The organism is Gordonia prachuapensis, from assembly GCF_036350515.1.
GTDB classification, from domain to species: domain Bacteria; phylum Actinomycetota; class Actinomycetes; order Mycobacteriales; family Mycobacteriaceae; genus Gordonia; species Gordonia prachuapensis.
Genome location: NZ_JAZDUE010000006.1, coordinates 252,068 through 277,708, shown reverse-complemented (window position 1 = coordinate 277,708; position 25,641 = coordinate 252,068). Strand labels below are relative to the sequence as shown.

26 protein-coding genes are annotated in these 25,641 nt (G+C 67.4%); 17 read left to right on the top strand and 9 right to left on the bottom strand.

Annotated elements, in window-relative coordinates; all coding sequences use genetic code 11:
* Positions 1–285: 285 nt before the first annotated feature.
* On the bottom strand, positions 286–2,313 hold the full coding sequence (locus V1Y59_RS09565; protein WP_330504588.1) for a glycoside hydrolase family 15 protein: 2,028 nt from the start codon (positions 2,311–2,313) through the stop codon (positions 286–288).
* A 90-nt stretch (positions 2,314–2,403) separates the two neighbouring features.
* Between V1Y59_RS09565 and V1Y59_RS09560 the strand changes: the two genes are divergently transcribed.
* Positions 2,404–2,604, top strand: a complete 201-nt coding sequence (locus V1Y59_RS09560; RefSeq protein ID WP_330504611.1) for a hypothetical protein — start codon at positions 2,404–2,406, stop codon at positions 2,602–2,604.
* 122 nt (positions 2,605–2,726) lie between these two features.
* Here the strand turns inward: V1Y59_RS09560 and V1Y59_RS09555 are convergent, their stop codons facing one another.
* Genes V1Y59_RS09555 through V1Y59_RS09535 form a run of 5 tightly spaced genes read right to left on the bottom strand, consistent with a single transcriptional unit; the run spans position 2,727 to position 8,269 of the window.
* On the bottom strand, positions 2,727–3,500 hold the full coding sequence (locus V1Y59_RS09555) for a sirohydrochlorin chelatase (protein WP_330504587.1): 774 nt from the start codon (positions 3,498–3,500) through the stop codon (positions 2,727–2,729).
* Between the two features lie 9 nt (positions 3,501–3,509).
* The gene (locus V1Y59_RS09550) at positions 3,510–4,814 is read right to left on the bottom strand and encodes a sulfate adenylyltransferase subunit 1 (RefSeq protein ID WP_330504586.1); all 1,305 of its coding nucleotides are present in this window, start codon (positions 4,812–4,814) and stop codon (positions 3,510–3,512) included.
* Position 4,815: 1 nt separating this feature from the next.
* On the bottom strand, positions 4,816–5,793 hold the full coding sequence (gene cysD / locus V1Y59_RS09545) for a sulfate adenylyltransferase subunit CysD (protein WP_431309137.1): 978 nt from the start codon (positions 5,791–5,793) through the stop codon (positions 4,816–4,818).
* Positions 5,772–6,527, bottom strand: coding sequence for a phosphoadenylyl-sulfate reductase (locus tag V1Y59_RS09540; RefSeq protein WP_330504583.1), 756 nt, complete (start codon positions 6,525–6,527; stop codon positions 5,772–5,774). The genes cysD and V1Y59_RS09540 overlap by 22 nt, the downstream gene beginning before the upstream one ends.
* Positions 6,524–8,269, bottom strand: a complete 1,746-nt coding sequence (locus V1Y59_RS09535) for a nitrite/sulfite reductase (RefSeq protein WP_330504582.1) — start codon at positions 8,267–8,269, stop codon at positions 6,524–6,526. Before V1Y59_RS09535 ends, V1Y59_RS09540 begins: the two co-directional genes overlap by 4 nt.
* A 398-nt stretch (positions 8,270–8,667) precedes the next feature.
* Between V1Y59_RS09535 and hemW the strand changes: the two genes are divergently transcribed.
* Positions 8,668–9,879 carry a radical SAM family heme chaperone HemW gene (gene hemW / locus V1Y59_RS09530; RefSeq protein WP_330504581.1) on the top strand — a complete coding sequence of 404 codons (1,212 nt, stop codon included), beginning with the start codon at positions 8,668–8,670 and terminating at the stop codon, positions 9,877–9,879.
* Positions 9,880–9,946: 67 nt separating this feature from the next.
* Here the strand turns inward: hemW and V1Y59_RS09525 are convergent, their stop codons facing one another.
* The gene (locus tag V1Y59_RS09525; protein WP_330504580.1) at positions 9,947–10,405 is read right to left on the bottom strand and encodes a type II toxin-antitoxin system VapB family antitoxin; all 459 of its coding nucleotides are present in this window, start codon (positions 10,403–10,405) and stop codon (positions 9,947–9,949) included.
* Between the two features lie 129 nt (positions 10,406–10,534).
* Between V1Y59_RS09525 and hrcA the strand changes: the two genes are divergently transcribed.
* From hrcA to V1Y59_RS09460, 13 genes are all read left to right on the top strand, one after another.
* Positions 10,535–11,569 carry a heat-inducible transcriptional repressor HrcA gene (gene hrcA, locus V1Y59_RS09520; RefSeq protein WP_330504579.1) on the top strand — a complete coding sequence of 345 codons (1,035 nt, stop codon included), beginning with the start codon at positions 10,535–10,537 and terminating at the stop codon, positions 11,567–11,569.
* A gap of 91 nt (positions 11,570–11,660) precedes the next feature.
* Positions 11,661–12,824: a molecular chaperone DnaJ gene (dnaJ, locus tag V1Y59_RS09515; protein WP_330504578.1), complete on the top strand. Its 1,164-nt coding sequence runs from the start codon at positions 11,661–11,663 to the stop codon at positions 12,822–12,824.
* Positions 12,825–12,841: 17 nt separating this feature from the next.
* Entirely contained in the window at positions 12,842–13,594 is a 753-nt protein-coding gene (locus V1Y59_RS09510; protein ID WP_330504577.1) for a 16S rRNA (uracil(1498)-N(3))-methyltransferase, read from the top strand.
* Complete coding sequence (locus tag V1Y59_RS09505; RefSeq protein WP_330504576.1) at positions 13,591–14,370, top strand: alpha/beta hydrolase family protein; 780 nt, start codon at positions 13,591–13,593, stop codon at positions 14,368–14,370. The genes V1Y59_RS09510 and V1Y59_RS09505 overlap by 4 nt, the downstream gene beginning before the upstream one ends.
* A gap of 120 nt (positions 14,371–14,490) precedes the next feature.
* The gene (locus V1Y59_RS09500; RefSeq protein WP_330504575.1) at positions 14,491–15,582 is read left to right on the top strand and encodes a PhoH family protein; all 1,092 of its coding nucleotides are present in this window, start codon (positions 14,491–14,493) and stop codon (positions 15,580–15,582) included.
* Positions 15,579–16,142: an rRNA maturation RNase YbeY gene (gene ybeY / locus V1Y59_RS09495; protein WP_330504574.1), complete on the top strand. Its 564-nt coding sequence runs from the start codon at positions 15,579–15,581 to the stop codon at positions 16,140–16,142. The genes V1Y59_RS09500 and ybeY overlap by 4 nt, the downstream gene beginning before the upstream one ends.
* Before the next feature lies 1 nt (position 16,143).
* Positions 16,144–17,577: a hemolysin family protein gene (locus V1Y59_RS09490; protein WP_330504573.1), complete on the top strand. Its 1,434-nt coding sequence runs from the start codon at positions 16,144–16,146 to the stop codon at positions 17,575–17,577.
* Positions 17,574–17,930 (top strand): cytidine deaminase, encoded by a 357-nt coding sequence (locus tag V1Y59_RS09485; protein ID WP_330436518.1) that lies wholly within the window; start codon positions 17,574–17,576, stop codon positions 17,928–17,930. The genes V1Y59_RS09490 and V1Y59_RS09485 overlap by 4 nt, the downstream gene beginning before the upstream one ends.
* Positions 17,930–18,865 carry a GTPase Era gene (gene era / locus V1Y59_RS09480; protein WP_330504572.1) on the top strand — a complete coding sequence of 312 codons (936 nt, stop codon included), beginning with the start codon at positions 17,930–17,932 and terminating at the stop codon, positions 18,863–18,865. Before V1Y59_RS09485 ends, era begins: the two co-directional genes overlap by 1 nt.
* A gap of 63 nt (positions 18,866–18,928) precedes the next feature.
* On the top strand, positions 18,929–20,380 hold the full coding sequence (locus tag V1Y59_RS09475) for a YhgE/Pip domain-containing protein (protein ID WP_330504610.1): 1,452 nt from the start codon (positions 18,929–18,931) through the stop codon (positions 20,378–20,380).
* 75 nt (positions 20,381–20,455) lie between these two features.
* Positions 20,456–21,214: a DNA repair protein RecO gene (recO, locus tag V1Y59_RS09470; protein WP_330504571.1), complete on the top strand. Its 759-nt coding sequence runs from the start codon at positions 20,456–20,458 to the stop codon at positions 21,212–21,214.
* 13 nt (positions 21,215–21,227) lie between these two features.
* A complete protein-coding gene (locus tag V1Y59_RS09465) occupies positions 21,228–22,058 on the top strand; it encodes an isoprenyl transferase (RefSeq protein ID WP_330504570.1) in 831 nt (276 codons plus the stop codon).
* The gene (locus V1Y59_RS09460; protein WP_330504569.1) at positions 22,055–22,468 is read left to right on the top strand and encodes a hypothetical protein; all 414 of its coding nucleotides are present in this window, start codon (positions 22,055–22,057) and stop codon (positions 22,466–22,468) included. The genes V1Y59_RS09465 and V1Y59_RS09460 overlap by 4 nt, the downstream gene beginning before the upstream one ends.
* Positions 22,469–22,644: 176 nt before the next feature.
* On the opposite strand, the gene V1Y59_RS09455 is transcribed toward V1Y59_RS09460, so the two are convergent.
* Together V1Y59_RS09455 and V1Y59_RS09450 are read right to left on the bottom strand one after the other, a co-directional pair.
* Positions 22,645–23,061 (bottom strand): Fur family transcriptional regulator, encoded by a 417-nt coding sequence (locus V1Y59_RS09455; RefSeq protein WP_330504568.1) that lies wholly within the window; start codon positions 23,059–23,061, stop codon positions 22,645–22,647.
* Positions 23,058–23,435 (bottom strand): ArsR/SmtB family transcription factor, encoded by a 378-nt coding sequence (locus V1Y59_RS09450; RefSeq protein ID WP_330504567.1) that lies wholly within the window; start codon positions 23,433–23,435, stop codon positions 23,058–23,060. The genes V1Y59_RS09455 and V1Y59_RS09450 overlap by 4 nt, the downstream gene beginning before the upstream one ends.
* Positions 23,436–23,590: 155 nt before the next feature.
* On the opposite strand from V1Y59_RS09450, the gene V1Y59_RS09445 reads away from it, so the two are divergent.
* On the top strand, positions 23,591–24,979 hold the full coding sequence (locus V1Y59_RS09445) for a glycine--tRNA ligase (protein ID WP_330504566.1): 1,389 nt from the start codon (positions 23,591–23,593) through the stop codon (positions 24,977–24,979).
* Positions 24,980–25,179: 200 nt separating this feature from the next.
* The gene (locus tag V1Y59_RS09440; RefSeq protein WP_330504565.1) at positions 25,180–25,635 is read left to right on the top strand and encodes a cold-shock protein; all 456 of its coding nucleotides are present in this window, start codon (positions 25,180–25,182) and stop codon (positions 25,633–25,635) included.
* Positions 25,636–25,641 lie beyond the last annotated feature (6 nt).

Below are 25,641 nucleotides of genomic sequence, written 5' to 3'. Positions count from 1 at the left end.
GTCAACACCAACTCGATCTTCGGTCGCCCACCTGCCATACCCCAGGATCCCACGCCCGAGCAGCCCGTTTGCCGCGCAACATCCCTCCGTTACAGTTATTTAACGAATTTATGGCGCAGGACACTAGGCGAGTGGCGTATCGAGACCTGGTGTGCGGGATCTCGATACGCTTCCTCGCTGCCGCTCGTCAGCTACTCGATCAGCGGTTGGGGAGTCGCTCGTCGGCTACTCGATCAGCGGGTGGGAGTTGCTCGTCGGCTACTCGATCAGCGGATGGAGAGCGGCTCAGTGGTGCGCCGGCTGGAACGTGCCGTGGCTGGCCGCCTCCTCGGCCCGGATCACATGCATGACCGCATTGATCAGCGCCAGGTGGGTGAAGGCCTGCGGAAAGTTCCCGAGGTGCTGCCCGGTTTTCGCGTCGATCTCTTCCGCGTACAGCTTCAGGGGGCTGGAGTACGACAACAGCCGCTCGCACAACGCCTTTGCGCGCGGCAGCTCACCGATCTCCACCAGTGCGGACACGAGCCAGAACGAGCAGATCGTGAACGTGCCCTCCTCGCCCGACAGCCCGTCGTCGGTCTCCTCCACCCGATACCGCAGAACCAGTCCGCTCTCGGTCAACTCGTCCGCGATGGCGAGGACGGTGTTACGGACGCGGTAGTCGTCGGACGGTAGGAAACGCAGCAGCGGGATGAGCAGCGCGGAGGCGTCCAACGCCGAGTCGCCGTAGCGCTGGGTGAAGACACCGCGCTCGTCGACCCCGTACTCGAGGATGTCCGCCCGGATCTCGTTGGCGATCTCGGCCCACGTCTTCGCGTACGACTTCTCGCCGTGCAACGCGGCGAGACGCGCGCCGCGATCGAGCGCCACCCAGCACATCACCTTCGACGACGTGAAGTGCTGCGGTTCGCCACGGACCTCCCAGATGCCGCGATCAGGCTTACGCCAGTTCTTCACCGCCTCCTCGACCTGCGCCTTGAGCACCGGCCACAAGGTCTCGGGCACCGCCTCGGTCGACTTAGTGTTGAGGTACACCGAGTCGAGCATCGTGCCCCAGATGTCATGCTGCGCCTGGTTGTACGCGCCGTTGCCGATGCGCACCGGGCGTGCCCCGTCGTACCCGGAGAGATGACGCAGCTCTTCTTCTTCGAGGGTGCGTTCGCCACCGACCCCGTACATGACCTGCAGCGGATGGTGTTCGCCGTTCGTCGCGCCGGAGACGTCGGCGATGAAGGAGAAGAAGTCGTCGGCCTCGCGGTCGAGGCCCAGCGTGTACAACCCCCACAGGGCGAACGTCGAATCGCGTACCCACGCGTAGCGATAATCCCAGTTGCGTTCGCCACCAGGCGTTTCCGGAAGGGACGTGGTCGCCGCGGCGAGCAGCGCGCCGGTCGGGGAGTAGGTGAGACCCTTCAGCGTGAGCGCCGACCGCTGCAGGTGGGTCCGCCACGGGTGATCGGGGAACGTGCCGACGTTGATCCACTGCCGCCAGCATTCCGACGTCGACCACATCTTCTGCGCGGCCTCTTCGAAGTTCTGCGGCGCCGGTTGACGGGACCACGACAGCGCCACGAAGCGGTTGTCGCCCTCGACCAGGCGTGTCCGCGCCCGGGCTTCGCGCCCCTCCAGGCCGAGCCGCAGATCCGTCGTCAGCTTGAGCGTCGGACCAGGTGACGTGGTTCCGGTGCCCGTCGCGATCGCCTCGCCGTATGCGGGACCCGAGTACTCCCAGACCGTGTTGCCGCGGTGATAGTCGAATGCCGGCTCACAGCTCAGTGACAGCTCCACGGTGCCCGACACACACCGGACCGTCCGCAGCAGGATGTGCTCGGCGTCCCAGTCGGTGGGGGTGCGGCGATGCGTCGTGGAACGACGTTCATTGTCGTGCCACGGCCCCATCACCAGAGCGTCGCGGACCACGATCCATCCGGTGTCGGTCTGCCACGTCGTCTCGACCATCAGGCTGCCCGGCAGGTACCGGCGGTCCACCGGCACGTTGACCCCGTACGGCGCGAGCCGGAAATGGCCCGCGCTGCGGTCGAGGATGGCGCCGAACACACTCGGCGAATCGGGTCGCGGCACACACATCCACTCGATCGAACCGTTGCGGGCGATCAGACAGTTCGTCTCGGTGTCCGAGAGGAACGCGTAGTCGCCGATCGGGGGAAAGGTGTTGTGACTCGGTGTCGCAGGTGAGAAGGCTTTCGCCTCGGGGTCGACCGGGGCATCGGAATGCGTGCTGTCGACCGAGGCGTCGTGCTCGGCGGAGTCGATCGGCAGTGCAGTGACGGCAGCGTCTTCCGGTGGAGTCATGGCTATATCATTGCGAGCAGCCCCGGGAGACGCCACTCGGCCGTCGCACGGGACGCGACGTGATCGGTGCGCGAACGAGACGAGGTGAACGTGACGTCGGTGCTCTCCTGGTGGGACGGTGTGGAGGAGTGGCTGACCGGCCTCTCCTTCGTTCCGCAACTGCTGGTCACGCTCGTGGTCGTGATCCCGCTCGCCGTCGCCGTGGCGGCTCTTCTCAACGTGCTGGTCGACACCGTCTCCGCGGTGTTCGACCGCCGACGATTCGCCGACGACGACGGAAAGGGGCTGTAGTCGATGTTCCGTTCGCGCGTGACGTGGGCCCTGGTGGCGCTTATCGTGTTGGTGATCCTCGCGTGGCTGCTCACCCGATAGCAGGGCGGCCGCCCCGTGCAGACGCAGGTGGGTTGCGACTACTACGCGCGCGTGACGAAGGCCGCCGCGCCCAGCGACTCCTGATCGGCTGCCGCGCCGTTGGTGGCGCCCAGCCAATACTGGTGGCACACCGCCTCGACGACATCGGGATGGGCGCCGAGCGGACCCGCGACCGTGACGGGCTCCGCATGCGAGTCCAGAGCCGCCTCGACACGTTCGGTCAGCAGGCCCGCGGACAGGAAGTACGGACTGACGACGATGCGCTGGGCGCCCGCGGAGCGTAGCCGCCGGATGGCGTTGCGGAGACGATGCTCACGCGAACCGAGCTTGGTCGCGAACACCACCTCGACGGGGCGATTGATCAGCATCGACAGCTCGATCGCCCGTCGCCGGACATGTGAGTCGGCAGCCCGATCCGACGACCCGACCGCCGTGAGGATCACGCCGACCCGATCTCCGGCCGGGTCGGCGACCCCGGCCTCGGCGATCCGTTCGGCCAGCGCAGCTGCCAAGGGGAAGGTGCCGATGACATCGGTCTGGGTCACTTCACGATGTCCACCCGCATGCCCGGCGATGATCTCCGGCAGGTCGACCTTGCTGTGATAGCCCGCCGCGAACAGCAGGGGGACCACGACGCAGTCACCGACGATCTCGTCGAGCGCGTGACCGACCAACGGCTCGTTCAGGTCGAGATAGGCCAACCGGGTGTCCACACCCGGCAGTGCGGCACCGACTGCGTCGCGGAGGCGTCCGGCGGTCGCGGCGAACCGGGGGTCACGGCTGCCGTGCGCCACGAGCAGGAGAGTGGGGAGCATCAACCTGTGTCAGACGAGTTCCGGCGTCGTCGACAGGTGCAGATGCGCGAGCGCATCGCCCACCAGACCGGCACCGAGGGTGTTGCCACCCTGCGGATCGATCAGCAGGAAGCTGCCCGACTCGCGGTTGACCTGGTAATCGTCGGCGGCGATCGGCTCGGCGGTCTGAATGGAGATACGGCCGATCTGGTTGAGTTCCACGGTGTCCGGCGCGTCGATGAGCGACAGATGTTGCTCGTCGAAGAGCACCTCGAGGCCGCCGACGATCGCCTGCGTGGTGCGGGTGCCGTGCTTGAGCAACAGGCGGGCACCGGGACGCAGGGGCTTCTCCGCCAACCAGCAGACCGTCGCGCTGAACTGCTGCAACGGTTCCGGGGCGTCGGCGACGGCGGCGATGAGGTCGCCGCGCGAGATGTCGACGTCGTCGTCGAGCAGCAGCGTGACACTGCGGCCGGTGTGCGCAGTGGCGAGCTGTCCGTCGGCGGTGTCGATCTGCCGGACGGTGCTGCGGGTGCCCGCGGGCAGGATCACGACCTCGTCGCCCACGGAGACCCGGCCCGCAGCGATCTGTCCGGCGTACCCGCGATAGTCGGGGAACTCCGGTGTGCGTGGACGGATCACGTACTGCACCGGGAAGCGCAGCCCCACCGGACGCGGGTCGGTGACATTCGGCACCGTCTCGAGATGCTCGATCAATGCCGGGCCGTCGTAGTACGGGGTGGCCTCAGACCGGGTGGCGACATTGTCGCCGTGCAGCGCCGAGACCGGGATGGCGGTGACCTGCTCGGCCGACCAGCCCAGCGACCGGGTCAGCTCGGCGAACTCGGCCGAGATCTCTGCGAAGGCGGTGGCCGGATCGTCGACGAGGTCGATCTTGTTGACCGCGAGAACGAGCTGCGGGACACCCAGCAAGGCCATCACCGCGGCGTGGCGCCGTGTCTGGGCGACGACACCGTTGCGGGCGTCGACCAGGAGGATGACCAACTGGGCGGTGGACGCACCGGACACCGTGTTGCGGGTGTACTGAACGTGGCCGGGGGTGTCGGCGAGCACGAAAGAGCGTGCCGGCGTGGCGAAGTAGCGATACGCGACGTCGATCGTGATGCCCTGCTCACGTTCGGCGCGCAGCCCGTCGACGAGCAACGAGAGGTCGGGGCCCTCCAGGCCGCGGTCGACCGAAGCCTTGGTGACCGCGTCGATCTGGTCGGCGAGAACCGATTTCGTGTCGTAGAGCAGGCGGCCGACGAGGGTGGACTTGCCGTCGTCGACGCTGCCCGCCGTCGCAATACGCAGGAGGTCGGGGGCGTGCTTCATCTCAGAAATATCCTTCGCGCTTGCGGTCTTCCATGGCGGCCTCGGAGACACGGTCGTCGCCGCGGGTTGCGCCGCGTTCGGTGAGTCGGGAGGCGGCGACTTCGGCGAGCACGGCCTCGTTGTCGGCGGCGTCGGAGAGCACCGCGCCGGTGGTCGATCCGTCGCCGACGGTGCGGTAGCGGACCACGCGCTTCTCGACGACCTCGCCGTCACGGGGACCACCCCACGGGCCGGTGGTCATCCACATGCCGTCGCGCGAGTAGACCTCACGTTCGTGCGCGTAGTACAGCGGTGCCAGCAGGACCTGTTCGCGGGCGATATAGCGCCAGATGTCCAGTTCGGTCCAGTTGCTCAGCGGGAACACGCGCACGTGCTCGCCGGGGGCGTGGCGGCCGTTGTAGAGGTTCCAGAGTTCCGGGCGCTGACGCTTGGGGTCCCACTGTCCGAAGGCATTGCGCAGCGAGAAGATCCGCTCCTTGGCCCGGGAACGCTCCTCGTCGCGTCGGCCGCCGCCGAACACCGCGTCGAAGCGGTTCTCGGTGATGGCGTCGAGGAGCGGGATGGTCTGCAGCGGGTTGCGGATGCCGTCCGGCCGTTCGGTGAGACGGCCGTCCTCGATGTACTCCTCCACCGAGGCGACATGCAAGCGCAGGTTGTATCGCTCGACGATCTCGTCGCGGAACGTGATGATCTCCGGCAGGTTGTGCCCGGTGTCGACGTGCAGCAGCGAGAACGGCAGTGGCGCAGGCCAGAACGCCTTGATCGCCAGGTGCAGCAGCACGGTGGAGTCCTTGCCGCCGGAGAACAGGATCACCGGGCGTTCGAACTCGCCGGCGACCTCACGGAAGATGTGGATCGCCTCGGATTCGAGGGCGTCGAGGGTGGTGAAGTCGTCGGTGGAGTCGACCACTGTCCGCGCGGTGTCGGGGGTGGTGGTGGACGAGGTGTCGGCGATGGTCATGATGCGTGCAGCCCACATTCTGTCTTGGCGCGACCGGCCCAACGGCCACTGCGCGGATCGGATCCGGGTTCGGGTTTGGCGGTGCAGGGTGCGCAGCCGATCGACGGGTAGCCGTCGTCGACGAGCGGGTTGACCAGCACGCCGTTGGAGTCGATGTAGTCCTGCATGGTCTCGTCCGACCAGGCGGCGATCGGGTTGATCTTCACCAGCCCGAAGCCCTCGTCGAAGGAGATCAGCGGGGCGTTGGCGCGCGTGGGTGCCTCCACGCGGCGGATGCCGGTGATCCAGGCGTCGTAGCCGGCGAGCCCGTTCTTGAGCGGAACCACCTTGCGCAGCCGGCAGCATTCGCCGGGGTCGCGCGCGAACAGGTTGCGGCCCAACAGTTCGTCCTGCTCGGCGACCGTGTGTTCGGGGGTCAGATTGACCATCTCCACGCCGTACACTTGCTCGACCGCGTCACGCGTGCCGATGGTCTCGGCGAAGTGATAGCCGGTGTCCAGGAACAGGACCTTGAGCTTGTTGCCGTGCAGCGCCTCGTCGTCGATGTTCTTGGTGGCCAGGTCGACCAGCGCTGCGTCCTGCATGTTGGACGCGACCACGAAATTGTCGCCGAAGGTCTCGGCGGTCCAGCGCAGCAGGTCGGCGGGAGTGGCGTCGGGGCCGAGGTCGGCCGCGCCCTTCTCGGCGATCGCGCGCAGCTCGTCTTCGCTGAACCGTCGGCCGGTTGCTGTCGTGTCGGTGGACGTGCTCATCGCAGTGCCTCCTCGTCAGCCCGAACGGCCCACTGCGCGAACCGTTCTCCGTCGTGTCGCTGCTCCACGTATTTGCGGACCACCCGGTCGATGTAGTCGCCGAGTTCGGTGGAGAGCACCTTGTGTTGCCGCAGCTTGCGGCCGAATCCGGCGTCCTGGCCCAGGCTTCCGCCGAGGTGGACCTGGAATCCCTCGGTCTGTCCGCCGTTGCCGTCCTCGACCAGCTGGCCCTTGAAGCCGATGTCGGCGACCTGCGAGCGGGCGCAGGAGTTGGGGCAGCCGTTGATGTTCACGGTGATCGGGGTGTCGAGGTCGGCATTGATGTCGGCGAGGCGCTCCTCGAGCTCCGGGACCAGGCGCTGCGAACGCTTGCGGGTCTCGGTGAAGGAGAGCTTGCAGAACTCGATGCCGCTGCACGCCATCAGGTTCCGGCGCCAGTTGGATGCCCGGGCGCTGAGGCCGAGCTTCGCCAGGTCGGCGATGAGCTCGTCGACCTTGTCGTCGGCGACGTCGAGCACCACGAGCTTCTGGTACGGGGTGAAGCGGATGCGGTCGGACCCGACTCGTTCGGCTGCCTCGGCCACCTTGGTCAGGATGGTGCCGGAGACGCGGCCCGCCATCGCGGCGAAACCGACCGAGTTGAGGCCGTTCTTGAGCTTCTGCACGCCGACGTGGTCGCGCGGGGCGGTCAGCGGCTCGGGTGCCGGACCGTCGATCAGCTTGCGGCCGAGGTACTCGTCCTCGAGGACCTGGCGGAACTTCTCGATGCCCCAGTCCTTGATGAGGAACTTCAGGCGTGCCTTGGTGCGCAGTCGGCGGTAGCCGTAGTCGCGGAAGATGGAGACCACTCCCTCCCACACGTCGGGCACCTCGTCGAGCGGAATCCAGGCGCCCACCCGCTGCGCGAGCATCGGGTTGGTGGACAGCCCGCCGCCGACCCAGAGGTCCAGACCCGGGCCGTGTTCGGGATGGTTCACGCCGATGAAGGCGACGTCGTTGGTCTCATGCGAGACGTCCTGCAGGCCGGAGATGGCGGTCTTGAACTTGCGCGGCAGGTTCGAGTACTGCGGGTCACCGATGTAGCGGCGGACGATCTCGTCGATCGCCGGGGTGGGGTCGAGCACCTCGTCGACGGCCTCACCGGCGAGCGGGGAACCCAGGATGATGCGCGGGCAGTCGCCGCACGCCTCGGTGGTGTAGAGCCCGACGCTCTCCAGCCGCTCCCAGATGGTGGGGACGTCCTCGATGCGAATCCAGTGGTACTGGACGTTCTCACGGTCCGAGAGATCGGCGGTGTCGCGGGCGAACTCGGTGGAGAGTTCGCCGAGGGTGCGCAACTGCGCGACGTTGAGTGCCCCGGCGTCGCAGCGCACTCGCATCATGAAGTGGCTGTCTTCGAGGATGTCGATGTTCTCGTCGCCGGTCCAGGTGCCGTCGTAGCCCTCGGCGCGCTGGGTGTAGAGGCCCCACCAGCGCATCCGGCCGCGCAGGTCCTGCTTGTCGATCGACTCGAAGCCCTGCTTGGCGTAGATGTTCTCGATGCGGGCCCGGACGTTGAGCGGGTTGTCGTCCTTCTTGACCTGCTCGTTGGGGTTCAGCGGCTCGCGGTAGCCGAGTTTCCACTGGCCCTCGGCGCGGCGCTTGGCCGGGCGCTTCTTACGGGCGGGCCGCTCACCGGTGGGGGCCGGCGTCGGGGGTGTGTCACGAGTGGTCACGGACACATCGTCGGTGGTGGACGTCATGGAGTCTCCTGGGCTGACGCGCGCATACGCCAGCGGTCACGAAAAGGTGGGCTGGAAACGTGTCGGCATACCCGCTGAGCGGGGACTTCTCAGGGCCGCGTCGTCTTGTCGAGACGACTGGAACACGTGGCTACGGGCGACAGAATGCGCTGCACACGCGTTTGAAATCGATGTGGCGCCGAGCTGCGAGCCACACCCCTGGAGAAGTCACGCCGTTCATAGTGCCACGATCACCCTTGCGTCGTCTACTTGGGGTTATTTTCCCTCACGGTGAGGCAAAGCCCCGCCGGGCGGCTTGCTGCGAGGTCCGGACATAGGTGTCAAGGCGTAGGGGCCGGGGTCTATTCCGCGGTCGGGACCGATTCGGCAGCGCCGCGGGCGGCGCGCATGATGGACACATGAAGGTCGAAAGCGAGCCGGCCGTCGACGATGTCGTCGCGGCCGCCTGTGGCGACGTCGAACCGGCGACGCCGCTCGGCCTGTACCTCCACGTTCCGTTCTGTGCGACCCGATGCGGGTACTGCGATTTCAACACCTACACCGCAGGCGAGCTGGGCAGTTCGTCGTCGCCGGAGTCGTGGCAGCAGGCCGTCGACATCGAGCTGGCGAGCGCGGCGCGGCTGCTGAACCCGGTCCGCCCGGTGTCGACGATCTTCGTCGGGGGTGGAACACCCTCGCTGCTCGGGTCCGCGGGCCTGCGGCGGTTGCTCGACGCGGTCCGCGCGCACTTCACGGTGACCGACGACGCCGAGATCACCACCGAATCGAATCCCGAGTCGACCTCACCGGAGTTCTTCGACGGCCTGCGCGCCGCGGGATACAACCGGCTCTCGCTGGGCATGCAGTCCGCATCGACGCACGTCCTCGCAACACTCGACCGCACGCACACGCCGGGCCGCGCGGTCGCGGCCGCCCACGAAGCCGCCGCGGCGGGCTTCGAACACGTGAATCTCGATCTGATCTACGGGACGCCGGGGGAGAGTGACGCCGATCTGCACGCGAGTGTCGACGCCGTGCTGTCCGCCCCGGTCGACCACGTCTCCGCCTACGCGCTCATCGTCGAGGACGGCACCGCGCTGGCGCGCCGGATTCGCCGCGGAGAGCTGCCGGCGCCGGACGACGACGTCCTCGCCGATCGCTACCAGATCCTGGACGACCGGCTGTGTGCGGCCGGCTTCGACTGGTACGAGGTGTCGAACTGGACCCGCGACGATTCCGGACGGTGTCGGCACAATCTCGCGTACTGGCACAGCCACGATTGGTGGGGAATCGGGCCGGGAGCCCACTCGCACGTCAACGGTGTGCGCTGGTGGAATCACAAGCATCCCGCCCGGTACGCGCAGACGCTCGAAGCGGGGGCGTTGCCCGTCGGCGGACATGAGGTGCTCACCGACGAGGACCGGCACGTCGAATCCGTGATGCTGACCGCCCGGTGTCGCGACGGGTTGCCGGTGGAGAAACTGACCGCGGAGGAATACCGTCGCGCTGCCGCGTTCATTGACGAGGGGCTGCTCCGGCACGTCGGTTCGGTCGGCGCCCGGCTCGTGCTGACCGACGCCGGGCGGTTGCTCGCCGACCGCGTCGTACGGGAGATCCTGGTCGCGGGGTGACGGCCCTTCGTGACGGTCCTCCGCAGGCTCCGGACCTCCTCAGGGGTCGTGGGGTTTGCGGACCTCTTCAGGGGTCGGTGGGGTGGCGGTCCACCGCAGCGGGGAGCGTCCAGCCGGTGCTGCGGGTGGTACGTCGATGGACGCCCGGAGCGGTCGGCGCGCGCCCCGGGGACGGCAGGCGTTCGGTGTCGACCTGATCGGCGACCGAGTCCGCCTGCGGGTCGACGTCGAGCGCATCGAGATCCAGCATCCGGGCGTGGATGATGTCGCGATTGCGCAGTGCGGATCGCACCGCTCGATGCAGTCCGTCCTCCAGATACAGGACGCCTTGCCATCGCACCACGTGGGAGAAGAGATCGCCGTAGAACGTCGAGTCCTCGCTGAGCAGCTTGTCGAGCGCCAGAACCGTCGTCACCGTCGTCAGTTCGTCGAGTCGGAACTGTCGAGGCGGGATCTTGGCCCACGCACTCGCGGACAGACCGTGGTCGGGATAGGGCCTCCCCTCCCGTACCCCCTTGAAGATCATCGAGCACTTCCTGAGTCCTGCGTGCGCACAACCGGCCGGACACGCCGCATCCGGCGGCGATCGCGCAGCGGTTCGTAAGATGTACGTCACCCACTGTATGGCAGAGTCCACGTTCGGGAGGTGTCTCGCATGTCGACCACGGACGATCGCCGATTCGAGATCTTGCGTGCGATCGTGACCGATTTCGTCTCCACGCAGGAGCCCATCGGGTCGAAGGCCCTCGTCGAGCGCCACCAGCTCGGCGTCTCCAGTGCGACGGTCCGCAACGACATGGCCGTCCTGGAGGCCGAGGGCTACATCGCCCAGCCGCACACGAGCTCCGGACGGGTGCCGACCGACAAGGGCTACCGGATGTTCGTCGACCGGATCAGCGAGGTCAAGCCCCTGTCTGCGGCCGAACGTCGGGCGATCCTGTCGGTTCTCGACTCCGGGGTCGACCTCGACGACGTGCTGAGGCGGTCGGTCAAACTGCTCGCCCAACTCACGCGGCAGGTCGCGGTGATCCAGTACCCCGTGCTCTCGACTGCCACCGTGCGCCACCTCGAGGTGGTGTCCTTGTCGCCGTCACGGCTGCTGCTGGTGGTGATCACCGACACCGGCCGGGTCGAACAGCGGATGGTCGCTCTCGCCGGCGACATCGACGAGGACGACTACATCCGCCTGCGGGACATGTTCTCCGCGGCCCTGCACGGCAAGCGCCTGGAAGAGGCCTCGGCGGCGGTCGCCGAGCTCGCCAACGACGCCCCGGTCGACATCCGCGACGCGGCGATCGCGGTGGCCACCATCCTGGTGGAGACCCTGGTCGAGCGCGGTGACGATCGTCTCGTTCTCGGCGGTACCTCGAATCTGGCTCGCTCGGCAGCCGACTTCGCGCCCGTGGTGGGCGGCATGGACACCGTGCTCGACGCCCTCGAGGAGCAGGTCGTGGTGCTCAAACTGCTCGCTACCAGTCAGCGGATGGGGCGGGTGACCGTGCAGATCGGCGAGGAGACGCAGACCGAGAACCTGCGTGGCACCTCGGTGGTGTCGACGGGGTACGGTGCTTCGGGCACGGTGTTCGGCGGTGTCGGCGTGGTCGGGCCCACCCGCATGGACTACCCGGGAACAATCGCGTCGGTCGCAGCCGTTGCCAAGTATGTCGGCGAGGTGTTGTCCGATCGCTGAAGCGTGCTCCGCCCCCGGGGTGGAGCCGCCGCGACGCCACCGACGCCACAGCCCGTGTGACCAAGTGTGAGACGACAGGACCGAGACGACCGTGGCACGTGACTACTACGGAATCCTTGGTGTGGCCAAGGGGGCCAGCGACCAGGAGATCAAACGCGCGTATCGCAAGAAGGCGCGCGAGCTGCATCCCGATGTCAACCCGGGCGAAGAAGAACGCTTCAAGGAGGTCAGTACCGCCTACGAGGTGCTGACCGACCCGGAGAAGCGTCGCATCGTCGATGCCGGCGGCGACCCGCTCGCCGGCCCGGGCGCAGGCGGGTTCTCCGGTGGCGGCTTCGCCGGTGGTGGCCTCGGCGACGTGTTCGAGGCGTTTTTCGGCTCCGGCGGCGGAGGGTTCGGCGGCGGATTCGGTTCCGGCCGCGGCCCGCGCAGCCGGGTGCAGCCCGGTGAACCGGCGCTCGTCGCGGTCGAGCTCGACCTCGAGGAATGCGCGGCGGGGATCAACAAAGAGATCACCGTCGACACCGCCATCCTCTGCGACCTGTGCAAGGGGTCGGGCACCCACGGCGATTCGAAACCGACGAGCTGCGACACCTGCAAGGGGCAGGGCGAGATCCAGGCCGTGCAACGTTCGTTCCTCGGTCAGGTGATGACCGTCCGCGAGTGCCCCACCTGTCACGGTGTGGGCGAAGTGATCCCCGACCCGTGCCGCAAGTGCGGCGGCGACGGACGAGTCCGGTCGCGTCGCACGATGACCGTCAAGATCCCCGCAGGCATCGAGAGCGGAATGCGGGTACGGCTGTCCGGTCAGGGTGAGATCGGACCCGGCGGTGGGCCGGCCGGCGACCTCTACGTCGAGGTCACCGAGCGGCAGCACGAGGTCTTCGTCCGCGACAAGGACGATCTGCACTGCACCATCCGGGTGCCGATCGCCGACGCCGCCCTCGGCAACGAGATCGACGTGGACACCATCCTCGACGGCACCGCGCGCGTCACCATCGCGCCGGGAACCCAGCCCGGACACGTCGTCAAGGTCAGGGGACAGGGCATGCCGCACCTCAACACCGGCGTCCGCGGGACACTGCACGCCCACCTCGAGGTCGTGGTCCCGAGCAAGCTCGACGCCGCGCAGACCGACGCACTGAACCGGTTCCGCGAGGCGTCTGCCGACCAGCCGGAGATCGTGACATCCGCGACCGGCGCGGCGTCCGGAGGATTGTTCTCTCGCCTGCGCAACGCGTTCGCCGGGCGCTGAGGCCCCGGGGCGACCGCGTGAGTCCACCGCTGTTCTGGGTCGACGAAGTACCGCGCGCGGGTTCTGAGATCACCATCAAGGGGTCCGAGGGCCGCCACGCGGTCACCGTCACCCGGCTCGCGGTCGGCGAGGAACTGACCGCCGGTGACGGCCGCGGTTCCACCGCGCAGTGCGAGATCGTCGCGATCACCGGTAAGGACGCACTGGTCGTCCGGGCGCACGAGTACACCTACCGCGAGCCACCGCGGCCACGGGTGACCGTGGTGCAGGCGCTGCCGAAGTCGGAACGTTCGGAACTCGCCGTCGACCTGGCGACCGAGGCCGGCGCCGACGAGATCGTGCCCTGGCAGGCGGCGCGATGCGTAGCCCGCTGGACGGGCAAGTTGGACAAGGGCCGTGACAAGTGGCGTGCCGCCGCGTCGGCCGCCGCCAAGCAGAGCCGACGACCGTGGGTTCCCGAGATCGGGGCGTTGGCATCGACCACCGATGTGCGTAGCCGGTGCGCCGAGACCATCGCCCGCGGCGGCGTCGTCGCGGTGCTGCACGAACACGGGGCTGTGGGACTACGTGAGCTCGCCATCGCCGACGCCCCCGAGGTCGTGCTGGTCGTCGGCCCGGAGGGCGGCCTCGACGACACCGAGATCTCGGATCTCACGGCGCTCGGGGCGTCGCCGGTGATCCTGGGACCGGAGGTCCTGCGGACATCGACCGCCGCCGCCGTCGCGCTCGGTGCTCTCGGCGTCCTGACCGATCGGTGGACCACCCGGTGAAACGGTGTGCGGTCCATCGGGAGAAAGTCGAATACGGCAGTGCGCCATCGCAATTCGGGCACGTCTATCTCCCGTCTGACGGGGTCGCGGCCGGTGTGACGGTGCGGCCGGTGGTGCTGATCCACGGTGGCTACTGGACCACCGAGTTCGGGCTGACGATCGAGACGGCCGTTGCCCGCTTGTTTGCCGAGCGTCGCGCCATGGTGTGGAACGTGGAGTACCGGCGCGTCGGGGAGGACGGCGGTGGCTGGCCCGGGACCGGGCGCGACGTCGTCGCCGCTCTGCGGGCGCTCGACGGTCCGGTCCGTGAAGCGGTGCCCGACGCGGTCGCCGCGCAGGTCGACTGGTCGTCGGTCGCCGTCGTCGGGCATTCGGCCGGTGGTCAGCTGGCCGTGTGGTCGGTCGCGCAGCTCGGCGCACGGACCGACACCTGCCAGATCGATCAGGTCATCGCGCAGTCCGCGGCACTCGATCTCGAACGTGCGGCGAAGCGGCCGTCGGTACGCGGCCTGATGGGCCGGCCCCTCGACGAGATCCCGCACCGCTACCGGGAGGCATCCCCGATCTATCAACAGCCCTTCGACGCGCATGTCGTGGCGTTACATGCCGAGCTCGACACGGCGATCCCCGTCGAGGTGAGCCGGCACTACGTGCAGACCGTGTCGGCAGCCGGCCAATCCGCGGAGCTCGTGGTGGTGCCGGGAGAGGGGCATGACGCATTCGTCGACCCGCTCAGCGCATCGACGCGTCAGACGATCCGTCTGCTCGGCATCTGACCGTGGCGACGACGTGGACCACCGGAATAATGCCTGCTGATGCGCCGTTCAATCGCGTTAGACTGGCAGCACCCCGGCGACACGAACGCGCCGCGAACCCCCTGAGGAGTGATTTCATACGTGAGTGACGACAACCCCGACGTGAGCACGCCGACGAGCAGAACTCCAGCGGGCAGATCTGTCACCTCCAATGTGGAAATCTCTCCCGAGGTGGTGTTCGGCCTGCTCGGGACCAGCGACGTCAATCTCCGCACCCTCGAACAGTTGTTGCCCGCTGACATCCACGTCCGCGGCAACCAGGTGACGTTGACCGGCCCGTCCGCCGACGTCGCCGCCTCCGAACGCGTCATCGCCGAGCTCGTCGACCTCGTGGGCCGCGGCACCCCGCTGACCCCCGACCTCGTCCGCCACAGTGTGTCCATGCTGACCGAGGGGTCGACGGAGTCTCCGGCCGACGTGCTGTCGCTCGACATCATCTCGCGCCGCGGCAAGACCATCCGGCCCAAGACCCTGAACCAGAAGCGCTATGTCGACGCCATCGACAACAACACGATCGTCTTCGGTCTCGGGCCCGCGGGTACCGGCAAGACCTACCTCGGGATGGCCAAGGCCGTGCAGGCCCTGCAGTCCAAGTCGGTGAACCGCATCATCCTGACCCGCCCGGCCGTCGAGGCGGGGGAGCGGCTCGGCTTCCTGCCCGGCACCCTGAGCGAGAAGATCGATCCCTACCTGCGGCCCCTGTACGACGCGCTGCACGACATGATGGATCCCGAGGCGATCCCGAAGCTGATGGCCGCCGGGGTGATCGAGGTGGCGCCGCTGGCGTATATGCGTGGAAGAACGCTCAATGATGCCTTCATCATCCTCGACGAGGCGCAGAACACCACCGGCGAGCAGATGAAGATGTTCCTCACCCGCCTCGGATTCGGCTCCAAGGTCGTCGTCACCGGTGACACCACCCAGGTCGACCTCCCGGGCGGCGCGCAGAGCGGCCTGATGGCGGCGACGCGGATTCTCGACGGGGTCGACGACATCCACTTCTCGACGCTGACCAGTCAGGATGTGGTGCGGCACCGCCTCGTCGCCGACATCGTCGACGCCTACGGGCGCGCCGAGGAGACCGATCGGACGGGTGGCCGACTCCGCGACGCCGACCGACTGCCCGGCAACCGGGCGTCGCGCCGCTCCGCGACCCACGGGCGCCGCTCATGAGCATCGAACTGGCCAACGAATCCGGCGTCGAGGTGCCCGCCGAGATGATCATCTCCGCGGCCCGTTTCGCGGTCGCGGAGATGGACGTGCACCCGGCCGCGGAGTTGTCGATCCTGTGCGTGGACCAGGAGACGATGGCGGACATGCACATGCAGTGGATGGACCTGCCGGGGCCGACCGACGTGATGAGTTTCCCGATGGACGAGCTCGCGCCGGGCGGCCGGCCGGACGCTGCGGAACCCGGACCCGCGATTCTCGGTGACATCGTGCTCTGCCCGGAATTCGCGGCGCAGCAAGCGAAATCGGCCCGTCGGTCCTTCGAGCACGAATTGTCGATGCTCACCGTGCACGGGGTCCTGCACCTGCTCGGCTACGACCACGCCGATGCCGACGAGGAGAAGGAGATGTTCGGCCTGCAGAACCGGATCCTCGAGGACTTCTACGCCGAGCGTCATCGACAGGCACAGCAGCAGCGACAGTCCGACCGCGACACCCGCCTGCTGACCAACATCGGCTTCACCGACACCGAGCGCCCGAACGCCTCCGCCGAGGACGGCTGACGTGGCCGACGACGTCTGGTTCGTCGTTGCCGCGCTCGTACTTATCCTGCTCGGCGGCATCTTCGCCGCCATGGACGCTGCACTCTCCACGGTGTCCATGGCCCGCGTCGAGGACCTGATGAAGGAACAACGAGCCGGTGCGAAACGGTTGGCGACAGTCCTGGACAGTCGCGGCACCTACGTCGGTCTCGCCGTCCTGTTGCGCGTCACCTGCGAGACCGCGTCGGTGGCCCTGATCGCCCTCGCCCTGGCCGACTTCCTCGGCACCGGATGGGGATTGTTCGCGGCGATCGTCGGGATGGCCGTCGTGTCCTATGTGGCGATCGGCGTCGGCCCGCGCACTTTGGGACGTCAGCACGCGTACACGATCTCGTTGGCGTCCGCCGTCGTCCTCCAGACGATCGGCCTGCTCCTCAAGCCGGTGACCCGTCTGCTCATCCTGATCGGTAACGCGGTGACGCCCGGCAAGGGATTCCGCAACGGCCCGTTCGCCACCGAAGTGGAACTGCGCGAAGTGGTCGACCTCGCCGAGGCGAGCGGTGTGGTCGCCGCCGGTGAACGCAGGATGATCCAGTCGGTGTTCGATCTGGGTGACACCAGCGCCCGCGAGGTGATGGTCCCGCGGCCGGAGATGATCTGGATCGAGCAGGACAAGTCGGCGTCGCAGGCCATGAATCTCGCGGTGCGGTCCGGGCATTCACGCATCCCGGTGATCGGGGAGAACCCCGACGACATCGTCGGCGTGGTGTACCTGAAAGACCTCGTCGCCGGGGGCGGCGAGGCGATGGGATCCCGTGTCCACGAGGTGATGCGCGAAGCGGAGTTCATCCCGGATTCCAAGCCGCTGGACAAGGTTCTCGCGGACATGCAGCGCACTCGTAACCACATGGCGCTGCTCGTCGACGAGTACGGCGGTATCGCCGGACTCGTCACCATCGAAGACGTCCTCGAGGAGATCGTCGGCGAGATCACCGACGAATACGACACCGACGAGGTGGCGCCGATCGAGGAGCTCGACGACGGCTCCTACCGTGTGTCGGCTCGGCTGCCGGTCGAAGACCTCGGTGATCTGTTCGACGACATCGACATCGACGACGACGAGGTGGAGACCGTCGGCGGCCTGCTCGGACTCGAACTCGGACGCGTGCCGCTCCCCGGGGCGCGGATCGAGTTGCACGGGCTGCGGCTGGTCGCCGAGGGCGGACCCGACCGGCGCGGTCGCCAGCGCATCATCACCGTCGTGGTGAACCGGGTCGACGACCCGGAGGATGACGACGCCCAGCCGGTTCGAGACCGTGGCGAGAGCGACATGCCCGACGACGATGCAGGCGATGTCAACGGCCATGCGGAATACTCCATGTCCGGACGCGGGCAGCGGCACGACGCCCGCGGCACGGACCGGGACCACTCCAACGGCAGCAAGGACCGATCGTGACCACCTCTCAGAGCGGACCCGTCGAACTGTCCGACGAAGACCAGAAGCTCGTCGTCCTCGCGCGCGGTGCGCTCGCCCGTGCCGAGACCACGAACGCGGCAGCGGTCCGCGACGGTGACGGTCGCACCTACGCCGGGGCACCCGTCGCGACCCGGTCGCTCGAGTTGTCCGGTCTTCAGGTCGCCATCGCGAGCGCGTTGTCGTCGGGGGCCCGCGCATTCGAGGCGGCGGTGCTCGTCAACGGGTCCGCCGATGACCCCGGAATCGAGACCCTGGCCGAGGTCAGCGCCGACGCATACACGGTCGTGACCGACCTGTCGGGCGCGCCGACCGAGCGGGTGGGTACCGCCTGATGGCCGAATTCCGGTCGGGTTTCGTCTGTTTCGTCGGCCGGCCGAACACCGGCAAGTCGACCCTCACCAACGCGCTCGTCGGCGAGAAGATCGCCATCACCTCCAACCGTCCGCAGACCACCCGCCACACGATCCGTGGCATCGTCAACCGCGACGACGCGCAGCTGATCCTGGTCGACACCCCCGGTCTGCACCGCCCGCGGACCCTGCTCGGCCAACGGCTCAACGACCTGGTCCGTGACACGTACTCCGAGGTCGACGTCATCGGGGTCTGTGTCCCCGCCGACGAGTCGATCGGTCCCGGTGACCGCTGGATCGTGTCGCAGGTGCGGCAGATGGCCCCACGTACCACGGTGCTCGGTGTGGTCACCAAGATCGATCGGGTGACCCCCGACAGGGTCGCCGCCCAACTCGTGGCACTCGCCGAGTTACTCGGCCCGGACTCCGAGGTCGTGCCGGTCTCGGCGAAGTCGGGCAAGCAACTCGATGTGCTGACCGATGTGTTGGTGAGCCTGATGGAGCCGGGGCCGGCGTTCTACCCCGACGGGGAACTCACCGACGAACCCGAAGAGGTCCTGATGGCGGAGTTCATCCGCGAGGCCGCCCTCGAAGGTGTTCGCGACGAACTCCCGCATTCACTGGCCGTCGTGATCGAGGAGATCATCCCACGTCACGGTGACGGCAACAGCGACGACGACAACAGCGACGGTGGAGCACCGTCGATGGTCGACGTCCACGCTCTGCTGTACGTCGAACGGGACAGCCAGAAAGGCATCATCATCGGCCACCGCGGCGCCCGACTGAAGGAAGTCGGCACCGTGGCACGCGCCCAGATCGAGAAACTGCTCGGGACGAAGGTCTACCTCGATCTGCACGTCAAGGTCGCCAAGGATTGGCAGCGTGACCCCAAACAGTTGGGACGCATGGGTTTCTGATCGTATGACGCCAGGCTCGCTCGGGTGACAACCCGGACGTCGGACGAGGAGGGGACGGAACGGATGGGCCGCCACGAGAGTCACGAGGGCACCGAGCAGGACGCGGAGGCGGGCACCACGATCGCCGGGGTTCTTCGGTCCCCACGATTTTGGCTGGCGCCGCTGATCCTGGTCGTCGTCATCATGTCGCTGATGGCGGCCTTGTACATGGGCGCCGTCGCCGACCCGCAGAAGAACCTGCACGACTTCCCGATCGCCCTGGTCAACGAGGACCGCGGGGGAGAGGTCGACAATCCCGACGGCGGCACCACCACGCAGAACTTCGGCAACGAGGTCGCCGACGGTGTCGTCTCGGCCGCAGCGGAGAACGGGATCGCAGTCGCGCGCACCGACCGGGTCGCCGCACTCGACGACCTCAACTCCGGCAAGAACTACGGTGTCGTCGTCATCGGTCCGAACTTCACCAATCGTGCGGTGAGCCTGGGTCGTGCCGCGGTTCTCGAGGCCAAACCGGCCCCGATGGCCATCGATGTGTACATCAACCGCGGCTCCGGGACGTTCGCGTCCGCGGTCACCACCACTTTCGCCGACGAACTGTCCGAACAGGTCAACGCGCAGGTCGGCGAGCGCCTGGTGGCGACCGTCCGGCAAACCCTGACCGAGGCCGACGTCGCGTTCTCCGGCGCCGCGCAACTGGCCCTGTCGAACCCGGTCGACGTCCGGATCATCGAACCGACTCAACTGCCCGCCGGCTCCGGGAACGGCCTGTCCGCGTTCTACTACACCCTGCTGCTCATCCTCGCCGGCTTCACCGGCGCGATGATGGTCAGCGTCGTCGTCGACGCCATCCTGGGGCAGACCCCGATCGAGTACGGGCCGTTCTATCAGCTTCGGCAGCGGTTGGCGATCTCGCGGTGGGCCACCCTCGCGACCAAGTGGACGATCATGGTGTTCGTCGCGGTCATCCAATCGGCGCTCTACATCGCGGTGTGCGCCGCGGTCGGCACGTCGCTGCCGAATGCGTTCTCGCTCTGGATGTTCTCCGTGCTGGCGATCTCCGCCGTCGGCATCTCCGCGAGTTCGATGATGGCGGTGTTCGGCAATCCCGGCCTCATCCTCAACCTGATCTTCTTCGTGATCCTCGGGCTGCCGTCCTCGGGAGGTACCGTTCCGCTCGAGGCGAGTCCACGGTTGTTCGCCTGGATCGCCGCGGTGGAGCCGATGCACCTGGTGTATCTGGGCAGCCGCGCGATCCTCTACTTCGACGCCGACTTCGGTGCCGGACTCGGCCGATCGGTGATCCAGTGCGCGGTCGGACTGCTCGTCGGGATCGCGCTCGGCCTGGGTGGGACGAAGCTCTACGACCGCAAGGGTTGGCACCGGTTCCCCGGCGGGATGACCCTTCCGCCGCGACTGGCGCGATTCGTCGACGGCGGCGGTCCGGCGACGATCACCACGCCCTCGCCGGCGCATGTCGCTGCGGTGACACCCGACCGAGGCCCGGACGAGAACTAGTCGCAGGTCTGGGGTCACCCTGGCGCGGCGCATGTCGTGCCGACCGTTGTCGGTGGGCGGTGGAAGAATGAGCCGGTGAGGTTCTATCGGGATGAGGCCGTCGTGCTTCGCCAGCACAAGCTGGGGGAGGCCGACCGCATCATCACGTTGCTCACCCAAGAACACGGCCTGGTGCGTGCGGTGGCCAAGGGGGTGCGCCGCACCCGCTCCAAGTTCGGGGCCCGGCTCGAACCCTTCGCCCATGTCGACATCCACCTGTATCCCGGACGCAGCCTCGATGTGGTGACACAGGTGCACACCCTGCATGCGTTCGCGGACGCGCTGGTCGCCGACTACGGCCGCTACACCACGGCATGCGCGGTGCTGGAGACCGCGGAGCGTCTGGCCGGCGAGGAGCGCGCACCCGCCGCACAACTGCACCGGCTCACCGTCGGCGCACTGGACGCGTTGGCCGCCCATCGCCGCCCCAACCAACTCATCCTGGACGCCTACCTGTTGCGGGCCATGCACTGCGCGGGCTGGATGCCGGCCCTCGACGTCTGCGCGCGGTGTACGCAGCCCGGTCCACACCGGGCTTTCCACGTGGCCGCCGGCGGTGCGGTGTGTATCCATTGCCGCCCGCCCGGTGCCGCGACTCCGTCGCCGGGCGTGCTCGATCTGATGGACGCGCTCTTCCGCGGCCGGTGGGAGCACACCGCCGACGTCGGCTCGTCGCTGCAACGCCAGGCCAGCGGACTGACCGCAGCGCATCTGCAGTGGCACCTCGAACGGCAGTTGCGAACCCTGCCCCTCATCGAACGCGAAGCACCCCATAGGCTGGTGGACACCGCGTGAGAGGAGACGGGCGATGGCGTTACGACCCGGTTCGCGATCCGGGAAGGTCCGATCGGGCCGGACCCGATCATCGGACACCGAGGTCCGGCCGCCAGACCCGCACCCCAGTGGCGCGACGCCACCCAAGCTGCCCGCCGAGCTGATTCCCCGGCACGTCGCCCTGGTGATGGACGGCAACGGGAGATGGGCCCAGGACCGCGGATTGCCCCGCACCGAGGGACACAAACGCGGCGAGGCCGTGCTCATGGACACGGTGTGCGGTTGCATCGAGCTCGGTGTGTCATGGCTGTCGGCATACGCGTTCTCCACCGAGAACTGGTCGCGCAGCCCCGAAGAGGTCCGCTTCCTGATGGGTTTCAACCGTGACGTCATCCGCCGCCGCCGCGACGAGATGAACGAGATGGGCGTTCGGGTGCGCTGGGCGGGTCGGCGACCGCGCCTGTGGCGCAGCGTCATTCGTGAACTCGAGGTCGCCGAGGAGATGACCCGCGACAACACCGTGATGACCCTGACGATGTGCGTCAACTATGGCGGGCGCGCCGAGATCGCCGACGCCGCCAAGGAGATAGCCCGACGGGCGGCGGCGGGCGAGATCGATCCGGAACGCATCACCGAGTCGTCGTTCGCCAAGTACCTCGACGAGCCGGACATGCCGGACGTCGACCTGTTCCTTCGTCCGTCGGGCGAGCAGCGCACCTCCAACTTCCTGCTGTGGCAGTCGGCGTATGCGGAGATGGTGTACCAGGAGAAGCTGTTTCCCGATTTCGACCGACGCGATCTCTGGGCGGCATGTCTCGAGTACGCCAGGCGTGATCGCCGATTCGGCGGGGTGATGCCGACATGACCGAGCCGTCGAACGGCGGGTCTGTCTGGCCGGCCCGCCTGGCCGCGCTGCTCGCGGAGTTCGGTGAGGTCTCCGATGTCGACTCCGATTCGGTTGTCGTGCGGGTCGGTTCCACGCGCGCATCGATCCGTGCCCTGGACCTCGCGGCCGGGCTCGATGTCCTGACGGTGACCCAGTTGGTTGCCGTGGATCTGCCGAACACCGATGTCCTACGCGACGATGTCGAATCCTGCGACGCCCAGCTGAGTTTCGGCGCGCTACGGCGTTCGGATCCGACCGGCGTCACGACAGATGTGTTGCAGTACTACACATTTCCGGCCGGTTCGCTCGACGACATCCCGCTGCTCACCGTCCTCCACATGGTGTTGTCGGCGGGAGCGGATGCGGCGCAGCAGTTGTCAGGGACGTGATCTCACCCTTCGTGACGGCCCTCCGCTAGCGCTCCGGACCTCCTCAGGGAGCGAGGGGTGTGGGGCGACGGTGCGCTCGCCCCGGTCCCTGAGGAGCGAGCTTGCGAGCGCGCCGCCCTGAGTAGCGAGCTTGCGAGCGTATCGAAGGGTATCGAAGGGTCACGAAGGGCGGCGACTCACTGATCGGCGTGGCACGCGCCGCATTCGCCGAAGACCTCCACAGTGTGGTTGATGTCGGTGAAGCCGTGTTGCGCCGCGACCTTGGCCGCCCACTTCTCGACGGGTTCGGCCTGAACCTCGACGGTGGTGCCGCATCGTCGGCACACCAGGTGGTGGTGATGTCCGGACGAGCAGTGCCGGTACCGCGTCTCGCCCGTACCGTCCCACAGCACGTCGATCTGGCCGGCCTGGCTCAGCGCCTGCAGGTTGCGGTACACGGTGGTCAGCCCGATCGATTCTCCGCGCGCCTTGAGTTGCTCGTGGAGTTCCTGCGCGGAGACGAAGTCGTCGCCCGCCGCGAGTGCGTCGGCGATCGCGGCCCGTTGTCTCGTCGAACGGACGCCCGTGACTGGCCGATCGGTCCGCGTTGTCACGAGGCCTCCTTGTCCTGGCCTTGGGACTGCATCGAGGCGGCCGGCGTTTCCATCGAATGTGTGAGCGCATCGGTGACGATGTGCGCAAGGTGGTCGTCGACGAGTTCGTAGACGATCTCCCTGCCGTTACGGTGCCCGCGGACGACCCCGGCGTCCTTGAGTACGCGAAGGTGCTGACTGATGAGTGGTTGGCTGAGCGACAGCGCCCCGACCACCTCGTGGACGCATTGCGGCCGTTCCCGCAGCAGCAGGACGATGGCGATCCGGGTGGGTGAGGCCAGCGCGCGCAGCAGGTCGCTGGCGGCCTCCCACTCGACCGGCCCTGCGGCTTGTGGTTCGGCGCCTGTTACGCAGTCTCGTTCTGGTGCACCCATCTCGCCTATTCTAAAGGAAGCAGTTTTCAATTGGTCCCGGAGTGGATTCCGAGTATGCACATGGGTGTGGCTACCCTGTAAGGGCTGCCGTTCGACCTCGCGCCGATGCGGCGGCATCACCGTGAGAACACCGACTCGTTGGAGAACAGTTAACCGTGGCCGCCCAGTCCAACCGCGTTGAAGCCGTCGTCAACCTCGCCAAGCGTCGAGGTCTGGTCTACCCGTGCGGTGAGATCTACGGCGGAACCCGCTCCGCGTGGGATTACGGTCCGCTCGGTGTCGAGATCAAGGACAACATCAAACGCCAGTGGTGGCGCACGATGGTGACCGGTCGCGAGGACGTGGTGGGCCTGGACTCCTCGGTCATCCTGCCCCGCCAGGTGTGGGAGGCCTCCGGACACGTCGAGGTCTTCACCGATCCGCTGGTCGAATCGCTGCATACCCACAAGCGTTACCGCGCCGATCATCTGCTCGAGGCCTACGAGATCAAGCACGGCCACCCACCGGCCAACGGTCTGGCCGACATCAATGACCCCGACACCGGCCAGCCGGGCAAGTGGACCGAGCCACGCGCGTTCAGTGGACTGCTCAAGACGTTCCTCGGCCCGGTGGACGACGAAGAGGGCCTGCATTACCTGCGTCCGGAGACCGCGCAGGGCATCTTCGTGAACTTCAAGAACGTGATGACCACGGCGCGTAAGAAGCCCCCGTTCGGCATCGCGCAGATCGGCAAGAGCTTCCGCAACGAGATCACCCCCGGCAACTTCATCTTCCGTACCCGCGAGTTCGAGCAGATGGAGATGGAGTACTTCGTCAAGCCGGGTGAGGACGAGGACTGGCATCAGTACTGGATCGACCACCGGTTCAACTGGTACGTCGACCTCGGGATCGACCCGGAGAACCTGCGCCTGTTCGAGCACCCGAAGGACAAGCTGTCGCACTACTCCAAGCGCACCGTCGATGTGGAGTACAAGTTCGGCTTCTCGGGCAACCCGTGGGGTGAGCTGGAGGGTGTCGCCAACCGCACCGACTTCGACCTGTCCACCCACAGCAAGCACTCGGGTGAGGATCTGTCGTTCTACGACCAGGCCTCGGGTGAGCGGTACACGCCGTTCGTCATCGAACCCGCGGCCGGCCTCACGCGTTCGCTGATGGCATTCCTGTGTGACGCGTACACCGAGGAAGAGGTGCCGAACGCCAAGGGCGGCACCGACACCCGGACCGTGCTGAAGCTCGATCGTCGTCTGGCGCCGGTCAAGGTCGCGGTCCTGCCGCTGTCGCGCAACGAGAAGCTGTCGCCCAAGGCGAAGGATCTCGCCGCGGAGTTGCGCAAGCACTGGAATGTCGAGTTCGACGATGCGCAGGGCATCGGCAAGCGCTATCGCCGCCAGGACGAGATCGGTACGCCGTTCTGTGTGACCGTGGACTTCGACACCCTCGACGACCAGGCGGTCACCGTGCGTGAGCGCGACACGATGAGCCAGGAACGGGTCGCGCTCGACAAGGTCGTCGAGTATCTCGGCGGCAAGTTGCTGGGGTCCTGACCCTTCGAGACCCTCGCAAGCTCGCTCCTCAGGGATCGGGTGACCACCTGATCCCTGAGGAGACCCGGAGCCTGCGGAGGGTCGTCACGAAGGGTTGCGCCGGTGCTACCTGCGGATATCTGTCATAGTTGTGAGTGGAGTTGTCGTCGGCCCGGGCACGGGGTCCGGTGTGCCGTGCGGCGAGGAGAGCGAGTGAAACGGTGACCGTCAGCGGCAAGGTCGTGCACTACGACGCAAATCGGGGATTCGGATTTCTCGCGCCGGAGTCGGGTGGCGCCGACGTCTTCCTGCACATCAACGACATCGACATCGACGAGAACGCGCTGAAACCGGGTGCGAAGGTCGAGTTCGACGTCGAGGAGACCGAGCGCGGCAGCAAGGCGGTCAACGTGGCCGTCACCGAGGCGGCACCCGCCGAGGAAGCACCGAGCGGCCGCCCCCACCGCCGCGACAACCATGACCACGGCCGGTCCCACGGCGGCGGCGATCGTCCCCGACGGTCGCGGGGTTCAGGGTCACTCGACTCGTCGGCGTTCATCGAGGAGATCACCGAACTGCTACTCGACTCGTCCGACGACCTGACCGCCGGACAGATCATCGCGATCCGCCAGCGCATCACCGATTTCGCGGTGGCCCGAGGCTGGGTGCTTGACTAGCACGAC

Coding starts and splice junctions, on each gene's coding strand:
- V1Y59_RS09565 (WP_330504588.1), bottom strand. CDS start 2,313: ATGACTCCACCGGAAGACGCTGCCGTCACTGCACTGCCGATCGACTCC.
- V1Y59_RS09555 (WP_330504587.1), bottom strand. CDS start 3,500: ATGCTCCCCACTCTCCTGCTCGTGGCGCACGGCAGCCGTGACCCCCGG.
- V1Y59_RS09550 (WP_330504586.1), bottom strand. CDS start 4,814: ATGAAGCACGCCCCCGACCTCCTGCGTATTGCGACGGCGGGCAGCGTC.
- cysD (WP_431309137.1), bottom strand. CDS start 5,793: ATGTGGGCTGCACGCATCATGACCATCGCCGACACCTCGTCCACCACC.
- V1Y59_RS09540 (WP_330504583.1), bottom strand. CDS start 6,527: ATGAGCACGTCCACCGACACGACAGCAACCGGCCGACGGTTCAGCGAA.
- V1Y59_RS09535 (WP_330504582.1), bottom strand. CDS start 8,269: ATGACGTCCACCACCGACGATGTGTCCGTGACCACTCGTGACACACCC.
- hemW (WP_330504581.1), top strand. CDS start 8,668: ATGAAGGTCGAAAGCGAGCCGGCCGTCGACGATGTCGTCGCGGCCGCC.
- V1Y59_RS09525 (WP_330504580.1), bottom strand. CDS start 10,405: ATGATCTTCAAGGGGGTACGGGAGGGGAGGCCCTATCCCGACCACGGT.
- hrcA (WP_330504579.1), top strand. CDS start 10,535: ATGTCGACCACGGACGATCGCCGATTCGAGATCTTGCGTGCGATCGTG.
- ybeY (WP_330504574.1), top strand. CDS start 15,579: ATGAGCATCGAACTGGCCAACGAATCCGGCGTCGAGGTGCCCGCCGAG.
- era (WP_330504572.1), top strand. CDS start 17,930: ATGGCCGAATTCCGGTCGGGTTTCGTCTGTTTCGTCGGCCGGCCGAAC.
- V1Y59_RS09475 (WP_330504610.1), top strand. CDS start 18,929: ATGGGCCGCCACGAGAGTCACGAGGGCACCGAGCAGGACGCGGAGGCG.
- V1Y59_RS09465 (WP_330504570.1), top strand. CDS start 21,228: ATGGCGTTACGACCCGGTTCGCGATCCGGGAAGGTCCGATCGGGCCGG.
- V1Y59_RS09460 (WP_330504569.1), top strand. CDS start 22,055: ATGACCGAGCCGTCGAACGGCGGGTCTGTCTGGCCGGCCCGCCTGGCC.
- V1Y59_RS09450 (WP_330504567.1), bottom strand. CDS start 23,435: ATGGGTGCACCAGAACGAGACTGCGTAACAGGCGCCGAACCACAAGCC.